Annotated in this window: 16 protein-coding genes; 9 read left to right on the top strand and 7 right to left on the bottom strand. The window is 58.1% G+C overall.

What is annotated here, in order from left to right; genetic code table 11:
• The first annotated feature begins 20 nt into the window (after positions 1–20).
• The 6 genes from FHS21_RS18920 to FHS21_RS18895 all read left to right on the top strand — a co-directional run bounded on the left by FHS21_RS18920 (position 21) and on the right by FHS21_RS18895 (position 6,976).
• On the top strand, positions 21–1,337 hold the full coding sequence (locus FHS21_RS18920; protein ID WP_112530387.1) for a homoserine dehydrogenase: 1,317 nt from the start codon (positions 21–23) through the stop codon (positions 1,335–1,337).
• Between the two features lie 177 nt (positions 1,338–1,514).
• A complete protein-coding gene (gene glpX / locus FHS21_RS18915; RefSeq protein WP_112530389.1) occupies positions 1,515–2,504 on the top strand; it encodes a class II fructose-bisphosphatase in 990 nt (329 codons plus the stop codon).
• A gap of 150 nt (positions 2,505–2,654) precedes the next feature.
• Positions 2,655–3,263: a hypothetical protein gene (locus tag FHS21_RS18910; RefSeq protein ID WP_112530391.1), complete on the top strand. Its 609-nt coding sequence runs from the start codon at positions 2,655–2,657 to the stop codon at positions 3,261–3,263.
• Between the two features lie 76 nt (positions 3,264–3,339).
• Entirely contained in the window at positions 3,340–5,130 is a 1,791-nt protein-coding gene (gene recJ / locus FHS21_RS18905; protein WP_112551603.1) for a single-stranded-DNA-specific exonuclease RecJ, read from the top strand.
• 158 nt (positions 5,131–5,288) lie between these two features.
• On the top strand, positions 5,289–6,533 hold the full coding sequence (locus tag FHS21_RS18900; protein ID WP_112530395.1) for a Y-family DNA polymerase: 1,245 nt from the start codon (positions 5,289–5,291) through the stop codon (positions 6,531–6,533).
• Positions 6,534–6,772: 239 nt separating this feature from the next.
• Complete coding sequence (locus FHS21_RS18895) at positions 6,773–6,976, top strand: hypothetical protein (protein ID WP_112530397.1); 204 nt, start codon at positions 6,773–6,775, stop codon at positions 6,974–6,976.
• 24 nt (positions 6,977–7,000) lie between these two features.
• Here FHS21_RS18895 and FHS21_RS18890 read toward each other — a convergent pair whose 3' ends face one another.
• The 4 genes from FHS21_RS18890 to FHS21_RS18875 form a co-directional block, all read right to left on the bottom strand.
• A complete protein-coding gene (locus FHS21_RS18890) occupies positions 7,001–7,777 on the bottom strand; it encodes a bestrophin-like domain (RefSeq protein ID WP_112530399.1) in 777 nt (258 codons plus the stop codon).
• Between the two features lie 168 nt (positions 7,778–7,945).
• On the bottom strand, positions 7,946–8,356 hold the full coding sequence (locus FHS21_RS18885; RefSeq protein WP_112530401.1) for a very short patch repair endonuclease: 411 nt from the start codon (positions 8,354–8,356) through the stop codon (positions 7,946–7,948).
• Complete coding sequence (locus tag FHS21_RS18880; protein ID WP_112530403.1) at positions 8,357–9,229, bottom strand: NaeI family type II restriction endonuclease; 873 nt, start codon at positions 9,227–9,229, stop codon at positions 8,357–8,359.
• A gap of 42 nt (positions 9,230–9,271) precedes the next feature.
• Positions 9,272–10,243 carry a DNA cytosine methyltransferase gene (locus FHS21_RS18875; protein ID WP_246411102.1) on the bottom strand — a complete coding sequence of 324 codons (972 nt, stop codon included), beginning with the start codon at positions 10,241–10,243 and terminating at the stop codon, positions 9,272–9,274.
• Positions 10,244–10,818: 575 nt separating this feature from the next.
• On the opposite strand from FHS21_RS18875, the gene FHS21_RS18870 reads away from it, so the two are divergent.
• Together FHS21_RS18870 and FHS21_RS18865 are read left to right on the top strand one after the other, a co-directional pair.
• Positions 10,819–12,006: a M14 family metallopeptidase gene (locus FHS21_RS18870; RefSeq protein ID WP_112530438.1), complete on the top strand. Its 1,188-nt coding sequence runs from the start codon at positions 10,819–10,821 to the stop codon at positions 12,004–12,006.
• A gap of 27 nt (positions 12,007–12,033) precedes the next feature.
• Positions 12,034–13,332 (top strand): epoxide hydrolase family protein, encoded by a 1,299-nt coding sequence (locus FHS21_RS18865; RefSeq protein ID WP_246411101.1) that lies wholly within the window; start codon positions 12,034–12,036, stop codon positions 13,330–13,332.
• Here FHS21_RS18865 and FHS21_RS18860 read toward each other — a convergent pair.
• From FHS21_RS18860 to FHS21_RS18850, 3 genes are all read right to left on the bottom strand, one after another.
• Positions 13,326–13,973 (bottom strand): FMN-binding negative transcriptional regulator, encoded by a 648-nt coding sequence (locus FHS21_RS18860; RefSeq protein ID WP_112530406.1) that lies wholly within the window; start codon positions 13,971–13,973, stop codon positions 13,326–13,328. The genes FHS21_RS18865 and FHS21_RS18860 overlap by 7 nt on opposite strands.
• 84 nt (positions 13,974–14,057) lie before the next feature.
• Positions 14,058–14,342, bottom strand: a complete 285-nt coding sequence (locus FHS21_RS31565) for an anthrone oxygenase family protein (protein ID WP_376772148.1) — start codon at positions 14,340–14,342, stop codon at positions 14,058–14,060.
• 199 nt (positions 14,343–14,541) lie between these two features.
• Positions 14,542–15,387, bottom strand: coding sequence for an NmrA family NAD(P)-binding protein (locus FHS21_RS18850; RefSeq protein ID WP_183663680.1), 846 nt, complete (start codon positions 15,385–15,387; stop codon positions 14,542–14,544).
• 237 nt (positions 15,388–15,624) lie between these two features.
• Between FHS21_RS18850 and FHS21_RS18845 the strand changes: the two genes are divergently transcribed.
• Positions 15,625–16,245 carry a TetR/AcrR family transcriptional regulator gene (locus FHS21_RS18845; protein ID WP_112530410.1) on the top strand — a complete coding sequence of 207 codons (621 nt, stop codon included), beginning with the start codon at positions 15,625–15,627 and terminating at the stop codon, positions 16,243–16,245.
• Positions 16,246–16,660: the final 415 nt, after the last annotated feature.

Here is a 16,660-nt window from a genome sequence, read left to right as displayed (position 1 = left end):
AAAATTCAGGGAATTGAATAATGAGTGAAGCGCTGCGCGTGGGAATCGCCGGACTGGGTACTGTTGGTGCCTCGGTTTTGAAAATATTGCGTGACAAGGGTGAAATGCTCACTCGCCAGTGCGGCAAGGAAATCATCGTCACCGCCGTATCGGCGCGGGACGCCAAGCGCGACCGCGGCGTCGATTTCTCTTCCGCAACTTGGTTCGATGATCCGGTTGCGTTGGCCAAGTCCAACAATATCGACGTCTTTATTGAACTGATTGGCGGGGACGAAGGGCCAGCGCGTGCCTCGGTCGAAGCCGCATTGCGGTCCGGTCGTCACGTCGTCACCGCCAACAAGGCCCTTCTTGCCAAGCACGGCGTCTCGCTTGCGAAAATCGCGGAAGACAAGGGCGTTCTCCTGAATTTCGAAGCGGCGGTCGCTGGCGGTATTCCGGTGATCAAGGCGTTACGCGAATCCCTGACAGGCAATACGGTTTCGCGCGTTTACGGCATCATGAACGGCACCTGCAACTATATCCTGACGAGGATGTGGGACGAGGGAATTTCCTTCGAGGATTGCCTCGCCGATGCGCAACGCCTCGGCTATGCGGAAGCTGATCCGACCTTCGACATCGAAGGCAACGACACGGCACACAAGCTTGCGATCCTGACCAGTCTTGCTTTCGGTACGCAGATTGCGGCGGACGATATCTATCTCGAAGGTATCAGCAATATCTCGCTGGCCGATATCAAGGCGGCCGACGAACTCGGCTACCGCATCAAGCTTTTGGGTGTCGCGCTCAAGACCGAGAGTGGCATCGAGCAACGCGTGCACCCAACGATGGTGCCGGTCGAATCGGTCATCGCACAGGTGCACGGTGTCACCAATGCGGTCGCGATCGAGACCGATCTCCTGGGTGAATTGCTTCTATCCGGGCCTGGGGCGGGTGGTGCGGCAACGGCGTCCGCCGTCATTGGCGACCTCGCCGATATTGCAAAGAGCCGACCGGGCTTCCAGCATGGGCCCGTGTTCGGAACGCCGGCCAAAGCGCTCGCGCCGTACAAACGCGCCAAGATGCGTGCACATGAGGGCGGTTACTTTATCCGCCTGACCGTGCACGACCGGGCCGGTGTGTTCGCCGCCATTGCCAAACGCATGGCCGACAATGACATTTCGCTGGAATCGATCGTTCAGCGGCAGAGCGCCACCGACCAGCCGGAAGCTACGAAAACAGTTATTCTCGTGACGCACGAGACGACAGAGGCGGCGGTGAAAAAGGCGCTCGAAGGTATAGTCAAAGACGGGCATGCGACCGACAAACCGCAGATGATCCGTATCGAACGGGCGGGGTAAAGCTGGGAGAAACGCCTCCTATCGCGTTTAATCGATTAGCTTTTTCGGCAAGGCGGTTTTCTTGTCTTGAAGGTCTTGCCGCTGCGTTTCGACTTTGACAAAAGGTTTGCATAGCAATGCTATGGAAGGCCGAATTCATCCGGAATGCGGCATGTCCACACCAACGCAGGGATTACTATGCTGAAAACCAACGACCAGAATGAAGCGGGTCTCGACCGCATTTTGACGCTCGAACTCGTGCGCGTAACCGAGCGGGCTGCTGTCGCTGCAGCACGTCTGCGCGGACGTGGCGACGAGATGGCGGCGGATCAGGCGGCCGTTGATGCGATGCGCCAGGAACTCAATCGCCTGCCAATCGCAGGTACAGTGGTTATCGGCGAGGGCGAGCGTGACGAAGCGCCGATGCTCTACATTGGCGAGGAAGTCGGTACGCGCAATGGACCGGAAGTCGATATCGCGCTCGATCCACTGGAAGGCACGACAATCTGCGCCAAGAATCTGCCCAACTCGCTCGCCGTTATCGCCATTGCCGAAAAGGGCAATCTTCTCTACGCACCCGATGTCTACATGGAAAAGATCGCTGTCGGACCCGGCTATCCCGCCGGTATCATCAATCTCGACGCGCCTGCCATCGAGAACATCATGGCTGTGGCCAAGGCCAAGGGCGTGCCGATCAATGAAATCACAGCATGCATCATGGATCGGCCGCGTCATGCACGGCTGATTGAGGAAGTGCGCGCAACCGGCGCCGCCATCCGCCTGATCGGCGATGGCGACGTGGCCGGTGTCATCCACACGACCGATCCCGATGAAACCGGCATCGACATCTACATCGGAATCGGCGGTGCGCCGGAGGGCGTCCTTGCAGCTGCTGCCTTGCGTTGCATCGGTGGTCAGATGCAGGGGCGCCTGCAGTTGAATAGCGACGACAAGATCGCCCGCGCTGCCAAGATGGGCATCAGCGATCCCAAGAAGATCTACACGATGGAGGAGATGGCCAAGGGTGACGTGCTGTTTGCCGCCACGGGTGTTACCGACGGCAATATGTTATCCGGTGTGAAATTTGCGCGGGACTACATTCAGACCCACACCGTAGTCATGCGTTCCCATTCGCAGACAGTCCGCGAAATTAAGGCGAAGCATCAGGATATGGCGAAGTTCCAGTAGGAACATCGTTCCGACCGCCTCGACTGCCGGTTCGAAAGAGCCGGTAGTTTTATTTTAAGCCTGTTTACTGACAAATGTCTCTGTACCCTATTGGAACGACAGTATTTTTGCTATTTTGCTCTGAGAGGAATTCATTCGGGCGGGACAACCATGAATATCCAGCACAGAATAGTCGGTTGCGCGTTGTTGATGGCCGTGGGCTCGACACAGTTCTCGACACTCCATGCGCAGGAAGCCGATCCTGACCTTATTCAAGGTTATCGTTCTGGGGATATTCTGATCAGTCTACCCGACACATCCGGCCCGTTCACCGTAATCAGCCGTACCAGCGATCCGCAGAATTTCAGTGCGACAATCGAATATGGCGGGCTGGATGCGCGCGCCATCGTGTCGATTAATGGTGTAAGGGCCAGCAATGTGCCTGGTATCTATCCGGTCAGGGACGGACCAGACGATCCCGTCGTGCGCAGCCTTCTCGATCAGGCTTTTCAATATCATAGTACCCAACCCGGCCAGATTGCGCAGCGGACGAACGTTAGCTATGGCAACCGGGCCATGGCCTGTGTCAGTTCCGACGATCCGCAGAAGAAGGATGATTTTTTGGTCTGCGCTACGGGTGTTCTTGGCCGCTATCTGCTCATCCAACCAGTCATCAACTACAGGCTGAGTTCCAAGGAACTCGTCGACCGCCAGCTTACGGACTTCGCGTCGTCTGTGGCGTCCACCGTGAGTTCGCTCGCGCTGCCACCTGGGAACTGAGTAAGCACCAGCAAAAGCCGTTGGATAGGTCTTTCGAAGCATTGCATTCAATGCCGCCGAGTGATTAACCGGAGCGATGGTTCCTGAACGGCTTTTCCTCGGCGTTGAACAATCGGCAACCGGTCTGAAATGGATCGACCGGCTGGGGCAACGCGAAGCCAATATCGCGCTGGCGATGGCGCAAAACCACGGTTTTCCGGACTTGGTGACGCGGGTTTTGGCAGGCCGGGGCGTCGGGCTGGACGAGGCGGTTGCCTTCATGGAGCCGACGATCAAGAGCCTCATGCCTGATCCTGCTTCGCTGACCGACATGAACAAGGCCGCCGAGCGCATCGCCAGAGCGATCGCAGCCCGCGAGAAAATCGCCATTTTTGGTGATTATGACGTGGATGGCGCCTGTTCTTCGGCGATCCTGTCGCGTTTTCTAACCCATTATGGCATTGCCAACCGGATTTACATCCCGGACCGGATTTTTGAAGGGTACGGCCCTAATCCCGCCGCCATGCAGGAACTGGCGCAGCAGGCCTCGCTGATCGTCACCGTGGATTGCGGCACAAACAGCGCGGCGGCGATCACGGCGGCCAAGAACGCCGGTGCGGATGTGGTGGTGCTCGATCACCATCAGGTTGGTGGCGAACTGCCGGCCGCGGCCCATGCGGTGGTCAATCCCAATCGCGAGGATGATCTGTCAGGGCAGGGCCATCTTTGCGCTGCCGGGGTTGTCTTCCTGACACTGGTGCAGACGTCGCGGGTACTGCGCGAGCAGCACGTCAACCTGGGCGTTCTCGGCCCGGACCTTCTGTCACTGCTTGACCTCGTGGCACTCGCCACCGTGTGCGATGTGGTGCCGCTGAAGGAGCTCAATCGCGCTTTCGTCGTCAAAGGGATACTCGTTGCACGAGCTCAGCAGAATGCGGGCCTCTCGGCGCTGGCACGGGTGTCGCGCATCGGCGAGCCGCTAAACGCCTTTCATTTCGCATACTTAGTGGGTCCGCGCATAAATGCTGGCGGGAGGATCGGTGATGCCGGGCTGGGTGCAAGGCTGCTGACGCTCGACGATCCGAACGAAGCGATGCGTATTGCCGAGGAACTCGACCGCCTGAACCAGGAGCGCCAGGCGATGGAAACCATCATGCTGGAACAGGCAGAGGCCGAGGCGATGGTCGAGCTCTCCGCCGGGTCCGGACCGGCGGTTCTGGTCACAGCCAGCGATGATTGGCACCCTGGCATCGTCGGGCTGATCGCGGCACGGCTGAAAGAGCGGACGCGGCGACCGGCCTTCGCGATCGCCTTCAACGCCAATGGTACGGGGAGCGGTTCGGGCCGTTCGATCAACGGTTTCGACCTCGGAAAACTGGTGCGAAATGCCGTCGAACAAGGGCTTCTCGTCAAGGGCGGTGGTCATGCCATGGCAGCCGGAATCACTGTGGAACGTGGTAAAATGGCCGCTTTACGGGCGTTTTTCGAAGAAAGCGCCAGCGAAATGGTCGGCCAGCTGCGTGGCAACGCCTCGCTTGCCATCGATGGCGCGCTGAGTGCTGCCGGGGCGACCGTGCCGCTCTACGAGACCATGGAAAGGGCGGGTCCCTTTGGCTCCGGACACCCTCAACCGGTGCTGGTTCTGCCACATCACAGGCTGGTCGATGCGAGGACGGTCGGCACGAGCCATGTCAAGGCAACGCTGGAGGGCGCGGACGGCAAACGCATCAATGCGATAGCGTTTCGGGCGGTTGGAAGTGCGCTCGGTGACTTTCTTTTCAAGGAGTTAGGTCAGTCGCTGCATGTGGCGGGGAACCTTGCGCTCAATCACTGGAACGGCTCGACCACGACGCAATTTCGCATCCTCGACGCCGCAAGAGCCGTGTGAGATCCCGAAATTCTTGTGTGAGTTTCAATTATTCTTGCGCCAGAATCGACGATTCTTGCATAAGAATCGGCGAAACTTATCCTCATTTTTTGCAGATACCTGTTCCAATTTCTTGCGATCCATGTTCTAGTTTTGTTCTCAGCTGAGAACTTGTAACCATGCGTAAACCGACCCACACCGAAAAGCTTTATCTGGATTTCGACAGCTTCTTTGCCAGCGCCGAGCAACAGCTCAATCCGGCGCTGCAGGGACGCCCGGTTGCAGTGGTGCCACTGGACTCGCCTCATACGAGTGTCATCGCCGCCAGCCGCCAGGCGAAGCCGTTCGGCATCAAGACCGGGACGAGCGTTGCCGAGGCGAAGCAGAAATGTCCGGACATCGTCTTCATCGAGGCACGACCGGACATATACGTAAAGTTGCATAATCGCATCCTTGAGACGATCGAGCGCTGCGTGCCTATCGCCGCCGTCCGCTCCATCGACGAGGTCGCCTGCAACCTGTTGCAATCGGAGGCACGCGACGCGTCGGGTCTGGCAGCGCGGATCAAGCGCGCCTTGCATGATGAGATCGGCCCGATCCTCACCTGTTCGATCGGCATTTCTGTCAATGAGCTTCTGGCCAAGATCGCAGCGGAAATGGACAAGCCGGATGGCTTCGTGCTGCTCGATCACGCCGATCTGCCCGGCCGCCTGTTCGATCTGGAACTGCGCGACCTGCCGGGCATCTCCAAAGGCATGACGGCGCGCCTTGGCGAGGCTGGCGTCAGCGACATCAGGTGCCTGTGGGACCTCGCGCCGAAGCACGCCCGCGCCATCTGGAACAGCGTCGAAGGCGAGCGCTTCGTCGCCGCGCTGCATGGCTATGCGGTGGAAAAGCCGGAGACGATCAAGCGCATGTTCGGCCACGGCCGCAACCTGCCGCCGGACTGGCGCGCGCCGGAAAAGGTGCTGCAATGCGCAAGGCTGCTCAGCCTGAGCGCCGCCCGCCGCCTGCGCCGCTCGCATTACCGCGCCGGGGCGATGAGCTATACGGTCGGCGTCAGGCGCGACAGCCGCGTGAAGCTGGAGGGCCAGTTCCGCCCGGCGCGCGACGATCATACTTTCCTGAATTGTCTCAATGATTTGCACGCGAAAATGATTGCAGCAGGTGAGATGCGCAATATCAGCTCGGTCACGGTGGTGCTGCATGACCTTTCGGCCGAAGAGGAGGCCAGCCGCGACCTGTTCGATACCGGCGCGAGTGTGAGGCAACGTGGCCAGTGGGAACGCGTGTCGGACGTGCTCGACAAGATACGCGTGCGGCATGGGTCGAAGGCGCTCAACCTTGGCCCGAACAACGGCCCGGGCAATTATATCGGCTCCAAGATCGCATTCGGGCGGATACCGGAAGCGGAGGATTTTTGAGGGGCGTGGTGCTTATCTCCCCCCTTGTGGGGGAGAAAGGATTTTCCTGGATTTAACCTCTTTGCTAAATTCTTGGAAAATCCAAGAGAGGGGGTAGTTCAGTGAAGCAAATCCCCTCTCTGGCGATTTCTAGCACTTAGCAAGGGCTAAGATGCTGAAATCGCTTTCTCTCCCACAAGGGGAGAGATAACCATGCTAAAGCGGGTGCAAGGCCGACCTGCACACAAGAGGAGACAGATATGGGTATCGTGAAACTGGCTGCCGCCCTTGTGGCCTTATCCATGCTTGCCGGCTGCAATAGCACGAGTTCGCGCAACAGCTGGCAGACGCGGGTGGAAAACTATTTCATGAACCCGGCCCGGTCCTGTGCATCCGGCTATTATGATTGCACGCTTCGCAGCAGCAACAGGGCGCGCGACCAAAGCCACAGCATCCGGCACTGACATCATGCGCGATGCGGCGAGGGCTCAACCCGCCGGCGGCGGCAAGGCCGCGATCTGTTCCTGCAGCCGCAGGAACGGGCCGGGGCTGAGTTCCGCCGGCTGCATGTAGGGGTTGGAGAAGGCGTAGATGAGAAACAGGATAACGCCGGTATAGGCGCCGAACAGTGAGATCAGCACGACATTGCGGCGCGTCGGCGGATAGGAATAATAGGCCAGCGCGATGAAGATCATCCCGGAAATGGCGGCGAACCAGAATATGCCGCTGAGGGCATCGGCAACGGTACTCTCGCGCTTGGTGCGGCTTTCCGAGACAAGGTAAATCCGGTCGAGCATGTGATTGCGCAGGCTTTGCTGGCGCGGATTTGTGGGCACCAGATCGAGGATCGCGCGATAGGCTTCATCCCACTGTGTCCAGGCTTCCGGCGAAAGCCGGTTGGTCTCGCCGAGCCCGCGCCACTCCTTGTCGATGACGACGCGGATATAGTCCGAAAGCTCCTTCTGGATCTTCACCTTCTCGGTGTCGCCATAGCGCCCGGCATCGAAATAGATGTCGGCGATGGCATTAGCCTCGGTGGCGGTCTGCAGCCGGAGTTGCTGGTAGCTGAACATTTCCTGCGCAAAAACCAGCGCCAGGATAAGCCCATGCAAGGCGGAGACACGGAAGACGACCGAACTTGCCAGGTCCCTTTCATGGTTCTCGTGCTCATTGCCACTCATCCACCGCATGAGGAAATAGCAGGTGAGGGTCAGCGCAATCGTTCCGCCGACGAAAATGGACCCGATAAAAATCCCCAACACCATGCGTGTCTCCCGCCAGACGGTTTTGTTCGGGCTGGTCGCGCGCGTTGAAAGGCGCAAACGCAACGAACCGATACAACCGATGGTATCCCCAGGGAGCAATGTACGGGGTTTTGGCGGAAAGGCTACTGGGGGATCTCTATATGTTGAGTGGGACGGATGCGTCCGATATCACGCCAAGAACGAGTGCAATGTTTGAGCGAGTTCTTCCTCGTCGTGTGTCTCACACTCCCAAATGATCAAGACCCTCCAGCCGTCTTGAACTAGAGCGTCCATATTTTGGGAATCACGCTGTTGATTTCGTTGAAGTTTCGGGAGCCAATATTCTGGCCTTGATTTTGGTAAGGCAGAATCTTTGCAAGCTGGTTCAGGGTGCTGATGCCAAAAACAGCCATGTACGAAGATTATTGCACGTCTCCCGGGGAATACCAGATCAGGCGTTCCAGGAAGATCTTTTCGGTGCAGCTGGTAGCGGTACCCAAGGCGGTGAGCGAGTTGCCGCACGGCCATTTCTGGCTTCGTACCATGACTTCTAATGCGCGCCATATTGGCGCTGCGACGTTCTGGGGTTAGTTTGTCCACTTAATCTATGTGACGCGCTTTCCGTAAAAGGTCAATTTGATCCAAGGTTAAAGGCTTGAAGGATATAAATTGATCCCTGGTAACCGGTCCGAGTCCGAGTTGCTGAATCAAGCTCCGATCACGTTGTCCCCATAGTAAAGCGATACCCTTTGGAGCGAGAACATCACGTGCACCACCATTCCGGCGAATACGTTTCATGTAGTCGTGCTGTTGAGCTAGAGCCTGAACTTGGATACGCGAAATTGGACTCTGTTGTATCTTTTCGAATAGCGACGCAATACGTGCCGTTCCACCGCCTGCCGAAAGTATCGCCTGGCGATCGGCCACGGGAAGGATCTCCCAAAAATTTGGCGGGTAGGGGTGGCTGCGTAACAGCCACCAAATATTTGTCATTGCGGCAGCTGCGATCGACCGTTTCGAATCGCGGTTCGCTCCTCGATTTAGATACTGATCTTTTACAACAATGAGCCCAACGTCACAGAGAGCTTTTCTTTCACTGACGCGTATCAAAAGAGCTGGGTGGCCATAACTTTCGAGTGGAATCGTCCAATTGATGCCCATAGTGTTCTTGATGTCGACTTCATAGCCATCAACTGAGAGATCAAGAATATTGCCCTTACCCAACTTTAGATGATTTCGCAGGAGAATTTCGATTTTGGTACCGAGATAAGTCTTTTCGGTTTTTTCTGTCTCGTCGAGAGTGAAGCGGTTTGTCCGCGGCGCATCGATTACCTCGTCAATTGCCTGCCTAAAGAGGGCCGGGACTTCGACTGAAAATGCAGCCTGGTCACCTGCATGTCGCACGAGCGCTAAAGCGATCGGCGCAAGAAGCGCATAATCAGGATGTTCAACGGAAAGTGGAATCGAAACCATGTGCGCTATCTTTAGCGGACATGGTTATTGACTGGTTAAAATTTAGCTTGCTAGCGCCGGAATGTAAAAAATGGTGCGCCGCTGCATCGCCTCGCGCAAATTCGTCGCCACGGCTCGCGCCACGGGCGGGGGAAAAGCATTGCCAACTTGCCGGTACGCGGCCGTCTTTTTCCCGTGGAATTGCCAACCATCATCAAATCCCTGGATACGAGCAGCCATTCGTACAGTTAAACGTGGCATACCAACAAAATCGGATTCCGGAGCGGAGTCGGCAAGTGACTTTCCATTGACGCCCAAAGTTTCCCACGCGCGCCGGGCTCTTGTGGGCCCTAAATCCGGCCCGCCATGCTTTTTTGAACCGCCGACGAGAGTCGGCGCAATCTCATTGGCGCGTTTGGCCCAAGCGCGAGCGCCGCGCCATCCATTGATTGACATAAGATCGATAAGCGTCTCGCCAACAGTCGGTGGATCGTTAGGAGTCGGTGACGGCCATTCAAAACCATCTTTGATGTCATCCCTTAGCGCGACGATAACGACCCTCGGACGTAGTTGAGGAACGCCATAGTCAGATGCGTTTAAAAGCCGCCAATGTGCTTCATAACCGAGTTTTTTTAGCTCGTTACGAATAAATCCGCGATAATCCTCAAAAACCGCGCCCAAGAATCCCCTAACGTTCTCAATCATGATTGCTTTTGGTCTTGTTTCGTCAACGACGCGTATTGCAGACGGAAACAAATTGCGTTCGTCTTTTTCTCCAAGCTGTTTGCCGGCGATAGAAAATGGCGGACAAGGCAACCCGCCTGCTAGCAAATCGATACCTTTGTACGAGATTGCAGAAAATTGATTTAGATCACCTTCATGGATCGTCCATTTAGGCCGGTTTAATTGAAGCGTCACGCAGCAATCTCGATCAATTTCAACAACGCCTTCGTGTCCGAAGCCAGCCATCTCCAAGCCACTCGCTTGCCCACCTGCACCCGCGCAAAGTTCTAGAGAGGTCAGTTGAGTTTCCAAGAAGTCACCTCGATAGCAGGACAAAACAAGAACATGATTGAGATAGCATAGGCTAGAACTGCCGTCAAAAACGCCAAAGTTGAATCGTATGATAGTGTGTTTCGCGTAACGAGAGTGTAAACACTTGGGTGGGACTCTCACTATCCACAGATACTCCAGATCGCGCACGCGTCAACCACCCCGCCCAACTACTCCATTGCCTGCGCTCGGTTTCGCGCCGATCTCTCACGCTGGCGCGATCGTTTTCCGGGTGGTTGTGGCTAACCTTCCACTTGCCTTCAATCTCATCGTGGCCAGCGCAACTTAACAGTTACGTACTTGCCGTTTTCTCCTGACGCGGGTTCACTTGTTTCATGCATTTTCCGGGCGTCCCGTCTGTCATGCATTGCAGCGCCGTAGCTGCGCCGGGGAGGATGAGCGCTACAAGAAACGGTCATGGCTAATTTGGTAGCTGTCTGTGCCTCGGTCGGGGATTTGCATGAAAACGTTCAGGCGTGTCGCCGGAAATTTTGTGACCGATGTGCATGCCGTTGTTTCTAACCTTGGTTTTTCAATTCACAAAAGGACCTCCCATCATGTCGGACAAGCCTAAAGAAGGCCTCGATCGCCGCGACTTCATGATCGCATCCATTGCCACGGTCGGCGTGTCGGCTGCCTTCGCCGCCAGCGCTGGCGCTGCGAACGCCCAGGACACAGCAGCACCGGCTGCGCCGCAGGCAACCGTCTATACCGGTGATGTCGTGCAGGGGAAGAAAGTCGTCAGTACGCTCGACATCAACGACCTCGAGCCCGGCAAGAAGCATTTCCTGTATTTTCAGGGTGTGCAGATGCCCACGGGCCAGCAGCGGTATGCGTCTGTGATTGTCGCCAAGGGGGCAAAGCCGGGCAAGCGCGTCGTTCTGGTCAGCGGCGTGCATGGCGACGAGATGAGTTCAGTGCATACGGTCCACACCGTGATGAACCAGCTCGATCCGGCGGAGATGTCCGGCACTGTGATGGCGGTCACGGACGTGTCTGGCCCGGCCATCGAGGCCATGCAGCGCAGATGGCCCAATTCGGGCAGGGGTCCCGATCTCGTCGACATGAACCGGGTGTGGCCCGGAAACGAGAACGGTGCCACCGCGACCAGCCGGCACGCCGGGTTGCTGTTCAACCGGCTTTTCCGGCCCAACGCCGACGTCGCGATCGACTTCCACACCGGGACAACCGGTTTCGAGGTCTCCGCATTCAATATTGCCAGCATGGATGTGCCCGAGATCAAGGCGATCGTGGATCTTTATCCGGTCGGGCAGATTTTCGACAATCACACCTATCCCGGCGTCCTGCATAACGCGTTCATCGATGCGGGCATCCCGTCCTTTTGCCCGGAGGTGGGCGCTGCGCGTGTCCTCGACCTCGAAATGATCGCCCAGTTCGTGGAAGGCACGATGAACGTTCTCAAGCATCATGGCATCCTTGCCGGACCAATGGGACGCACCGGCAAGGACGCGGGTGTTTTTGTCGGCAACAGCGCATTTCCGATTCTGGCAACGGAGGGTGGGTTCGTCGAGCATCTGGTCAAGCTCAATGACAAGGTCGAAGCCGGACAAAAGGTAGCCATCCAGCGCAACAGCTTCGGCGAGGTGGTTGCGGAGTACACCAGCGGCGTGGCTGGAGAGGTGGCGGGCTTGCGCAGCGATGTATCGTGCGAGCCCGGCAACCCCTTGACATTTATCCTGTACCACAAGGCGGCGCCGGAGGGTGGCGAGACTTATCCCGAGTAGTCCACCGATCAAAAGGGGGGAATGCAGATGACAAGACTTATCAAGACGCTTGCGGCAGTCACGCTTTGGTTCTTTGCTAGCGGCATTGGCGGTGCGCCGCCAGTGCTCGAGGCAAATGCGCAGGCAGCCGAAGATACATCGATAACGCCGTTCACTATCCACGTGCCCGAGGAGGAGCTTACCCAGCTCAAACGCCGGATCCAGGAGACGCGCTGGCCTGACGCGGAGACGGTGACTGATCAATCCCAGGGCATACAGCTCGCCAAGCTCAAGCCGCTGGTCGAATATTGGGGCAGCGACTACGACTGGCGCAAGGTTGAAGCCAGGGTGAATGCCCTGCCGCAATTCACCACCAGGATCGACGGGATCGATATCTACTTCATCCACGTCCGTTCGAAGCATCCGAACGCCCTGCCTGTGATCATTACCCATGGCTGGCCGGGATCGGTGTTCGAGCAGCTCAAGATCATCGATCCGCTGACGAATCCGACCGCCCATGGCGGGCAGCCCGAGGATGCGTTCGATGTGATCATCCCGTCGATGCCCGGTTATGGCTTTTCGGGCAAGCCGACGGGCACCGGTTGGGGGCCCGACCGCACCGCCAAGGTCTGGGCAGAACTGATGAAGCGCCTCGGCTACACGCGCTATGTCGCCCAGGGCGGCGACTGGGGCTCCCCGGTCTCGAGCGCGATGGCGCGGCAGGTTCCGGAAGGTCTGCTCGGCATCCATATCAACTTGCCGGCGATCGTGCCGCCCGAGATTGCGGCAGTGCTTGCCGTCGGCGGGCCTGCGCCTGAGGGATTGACCGAGAAGGAACGCGAGACATTCGACGCGCTTGCCGCGGCTGGCAAAATGGGGAACAGGTCCTATGCGACGATGATGGGCACGCGGCCGCAGACGGTCGGCTATGCCATAACGGACTCGCCAGCCGGCCTCGCCGCATGGATGCTCGGCCATCCGGGCTTTTCCAGATGGACATACAGCAACGACGATCCGGAAAAATCTGTCGATGAAGTTCTGGACGACGTCACGCTGTACTGGCTGACGAACAGCGCGACATCTTCTGGGCGGCTATACTGGGAATATGGCGGTGGCCGCAGTCCGGCCCTATCGGCCGGCGAGATGACGTCCGAAATAGCGCTGCCGGTGGCGATCACGGTATTTCCTTTCGAAAACTATCGCGCCCCCGAGACATGGGCCCGGCGCGCCTATCGCAACCTGATCTACTTCCACGAGGTCGACAAGGGCGGTCACTTCGCCGCGTGGGAACAGCCGGAGCTTTTCAGCGCAGAGCTGCGGGCGGCGTTTAAATCGCTGCGTCAGTAGGACTTCGTGCCGCCAGCCCGGACCAACTCGGCCATGGCGCGCGCCTCCGTCGTGTGCTGATCGGCTTCGAGCCCGTCCGCGACGCCGGTACGGTCGTTTTCCGGGCGGTTCTGGCTAACCTTCCACTTGCCCTCGATTTCGGCGATTTCGATCTCCATGCCGACAATGCCTTTCAGCTGCGAGTCGATATAGGTTTCCGGGGCGTCATCCACCGCCCATGGCGCGGCGCGCGGCGCTTCGTTGCGGGCGGTGAGGGCGGAGACGTGGTTTCGCAACCAGTCGCGATCCTCGATGATCTTCGCCGTGCCGCGCACCTGTACGATGGCATAGTTCCATGTGGGCACGACCTTGCCGGTTTCCTGCTTGGTCGCATACCAGGAGGGCGTCACATAGGTCTGCGGGCCTTGAAAGACGATGAGCACCCGGCCGTCATTCGCGAGCTGGCGCCATTGCGGGTTGGCGCGGGCGACATGGGCGAAGAGCGTGCCCTTCGGCGAAGCCCCTGCATCGAGCAGGAAGGGAATGGCATTGGCGTTCGGGCCGTCTTCGCCGCTGTTGATCAACAGGCCAAGTGGATGCGCCTTGATGAGCGCGTGCTGGATTTCGAGCCTTTCCTCGCGGAAATGCGGCGGCTGGTACATGGGGATGCTCCTTGGCATTTTGCGCCGGAGTGTGCATCAGGACCGGGCTTTGCACAAGGCGGGGCGAGGCGCCTTGTGCGGGGTTCAGGCGGCCTGCCTGCCATAAGCAAGGATGAAGGCGATGAGCGCGCCGATATTGGCGAAGGTGCGGACATGGTTCCACGGCAGCCACTCGGCGAGATAGCGGGTCCACAGGGCGGTGCCTTCGGGGCTCGTTGGCGAGACGGCTGCGAGCGCGTCGTTGAGCGGGACGTTGAACGCCATGGTGACGACGATGACGCCGGCAAGGTAGAGCAGGCTGCCGATGAGCAGCCATGCCGACCCGGGTTCCGCCCAGCGCAGGACGCTGGCGATGCCGAGGCCAAGCAAAGCAGCGCCGTGCCGAAGAAGGCGAGGCCAAACGTGGCATTGAGGATCGTCACATTGATCGAATTCATGGCGGCAATGCCCTGTTCGGGCGGCAGTTTTGCCAGCGCCGTCATGATGAAACTGGAGAAGGCGAAGAACAAGCCGGCCATCAGGCCGCTGCCAAGCGCGGCAATGAGGGTGAGAAGCGGCATGAGGGCGATCATTGCGCGCCCTCCCAGATGCCGGTTGCGGCGGCTTCGCCGGCATACGCGGTGAAATCGCGGGGAGCGCGGCCGAGCGCCTCGCGGACACCGTCGGTCAGATATTCGTTGCGCCCGTCGAGCACCACGGTGAAGAGCTCGTTGACGAGCGCGGCGATATCGGCGGGCACCTGTTCCTGTTCGAGGCCTTGCATGAATTCCTCCGGGCTGATGGTGGCGTAATTTATAGGGCGCCCGGTGGCCTTGGCAATCTCGGCCGTGGCTTCGGCGAAGGTCAAGGCGCGCGGGCCGGTGACCTCATAGAGCTGGCCGATATGGCGGTCATCGGTGAGCGCGGCGGTGACGATATCGGCGATATCATCGGCATGGATGAAGGGTTCGCGCACCGTGCTGACCGGCAGCGCCATCTCGCCGGCGAGGATCGGCCCAAGCAGCATGCTTTCGCTGAAGTTCTGCATGAACCAGCTGGCGCGGACAATGGTCCAATCGGCACCGGAGGCTTGCAGCATCTGCTCGGCGCGCTGGGCTTCGGGCTCGCCGCGGCCGGAGAGGAGGACGAGACGCTTGACGCCCTTCCGGGTGGCGAGGCGGGCGAGATCGCCTATGGCTTCGGCAGCGCCTGGAGCGGCGAGATCGGGATAATAGGTGATATAGGCGGCCGAGACGCATTCGAGCGCGGGTGCCCAGGTTTCGGGATTTTCCCAATCGAAGGCGGGGCTGGCGCTGCGCGAGTCGATGCGCACGGGAACACCCTGCGCGGTCAGACGTTCGGCGACACGGCGGCCGGTTTTGCCGGTGCCGCCAATGATCAGAACGGGGAATTTCGAGGTGCGGAAGGTGGTCATTTTAATCTCCTCTTGGATCCCGTCTTGAAACTCTACTGCGGCGGTCATCTGACGCGATTTTCTGCGCTTCCGGTGCTCACGTACTTTACGTACGCTGTGCTCCGGTTCTCGAAAACCACGTCATATGTCTCGCCGCAGCGACTTTCTAAACGGGCTCTTAAACATGAGTAAGTCTCATATTTACAAATGTGATAAATCCTCATATTATAGGAGTCAAGCGAAATGTGAGGAATACTCATGAATGAGGTCGGACCAATCGAGGGCGTACGGCGCGAGCCGACACAAAAACGCAGCCGCGAGCGGGTGGAGCGCATATTGAGCTGCGCCTCGACGCTAATCGAGAAGAGCGGCAGCGATGCCATGCGCATGAGCGACGTGGCGGAGATGGCCGGGATTTCGATCGGTTCGCTCTACCAGTACTTTCCCGACAAGGGCGCGATCATCCGGACACTGGCGGAGCGCTACAATGTGCTTGGCCAGCAATGTATCGCGGAAGGGCTGCAGGATGTGCAGGGCAGGGAAGGCTTGCGGCGGGCGTTCGGCGAATTGATCGATGTCTATTACGCGATGTTCCTCGCCGAGCCGGTGATGCGCGACATCTGGTCGGGGACGCAGGCGGACAAGGCGCTGCGCGATATCAGTCTTGCCGACAGCCGTATCAATGGCGCGGTGCTCGCTGCGGCGCGGGCGCGGGTCGATCCCAAGGCGGACCGCGACGAACTGGAGGCATCGAGCTTTCTGATCATGCAGCTCGGCGAGGCGACGATGCGTCTTGCAATTTCGGTTGAGCGCAAGGAGGGTGACGCGCTGGTCGAGCATTTCAAGCGCATGGTGCTGCGCGAGATGATGGAGGGGTGAGATGTATGCACCCAATTCGAAACGATTTTATGTGGATTTATTCAATTCAATAAAAGCACCACTCTCCCAACTAACGCGTTGAAAATTAACTAGATTTCACATTTAATTTTTCCATTCAAGTGTATAAAACCAACATCGGTTGGTCGCTAATTTGTCGACATAGTTGCTCTGTAGAGTGCACTTGGAGGTTTTGGCCCTCACTGAATCGATTTCTTGGGGAAATAAACTCTCTGCTTCGAATAGAGTCCTTGTCAGGAAGATTTAGGACGGCGCAGTGGTCAATTATGAAACATGGCCGTTGATGCGGTTTTCAAGTATTTTGTAATGGCCCCATAAATATCCGGACAGGATCTCCCACTTAATAAGTGTGCGAGGTAATGTGCCCATTATGACCAGTCACAATTCTAAGATAGAA

It is taken from the genome of Phyllobacterium trifolii (genome assembly GCF_014192095.1).
Taxonomy (GTDB): domain Bacteria; phylum Pseudomonadota; class Alphaproteobacteria; order Rhizobiales; family Rhizobiaceae; genus Phyllobacterium; species Phyllobacterium trifolii.
Note: the sequence above shows the minus strand (reverse complement) of the source record. Positions and strands in the feature narration are given on the sequence as shown.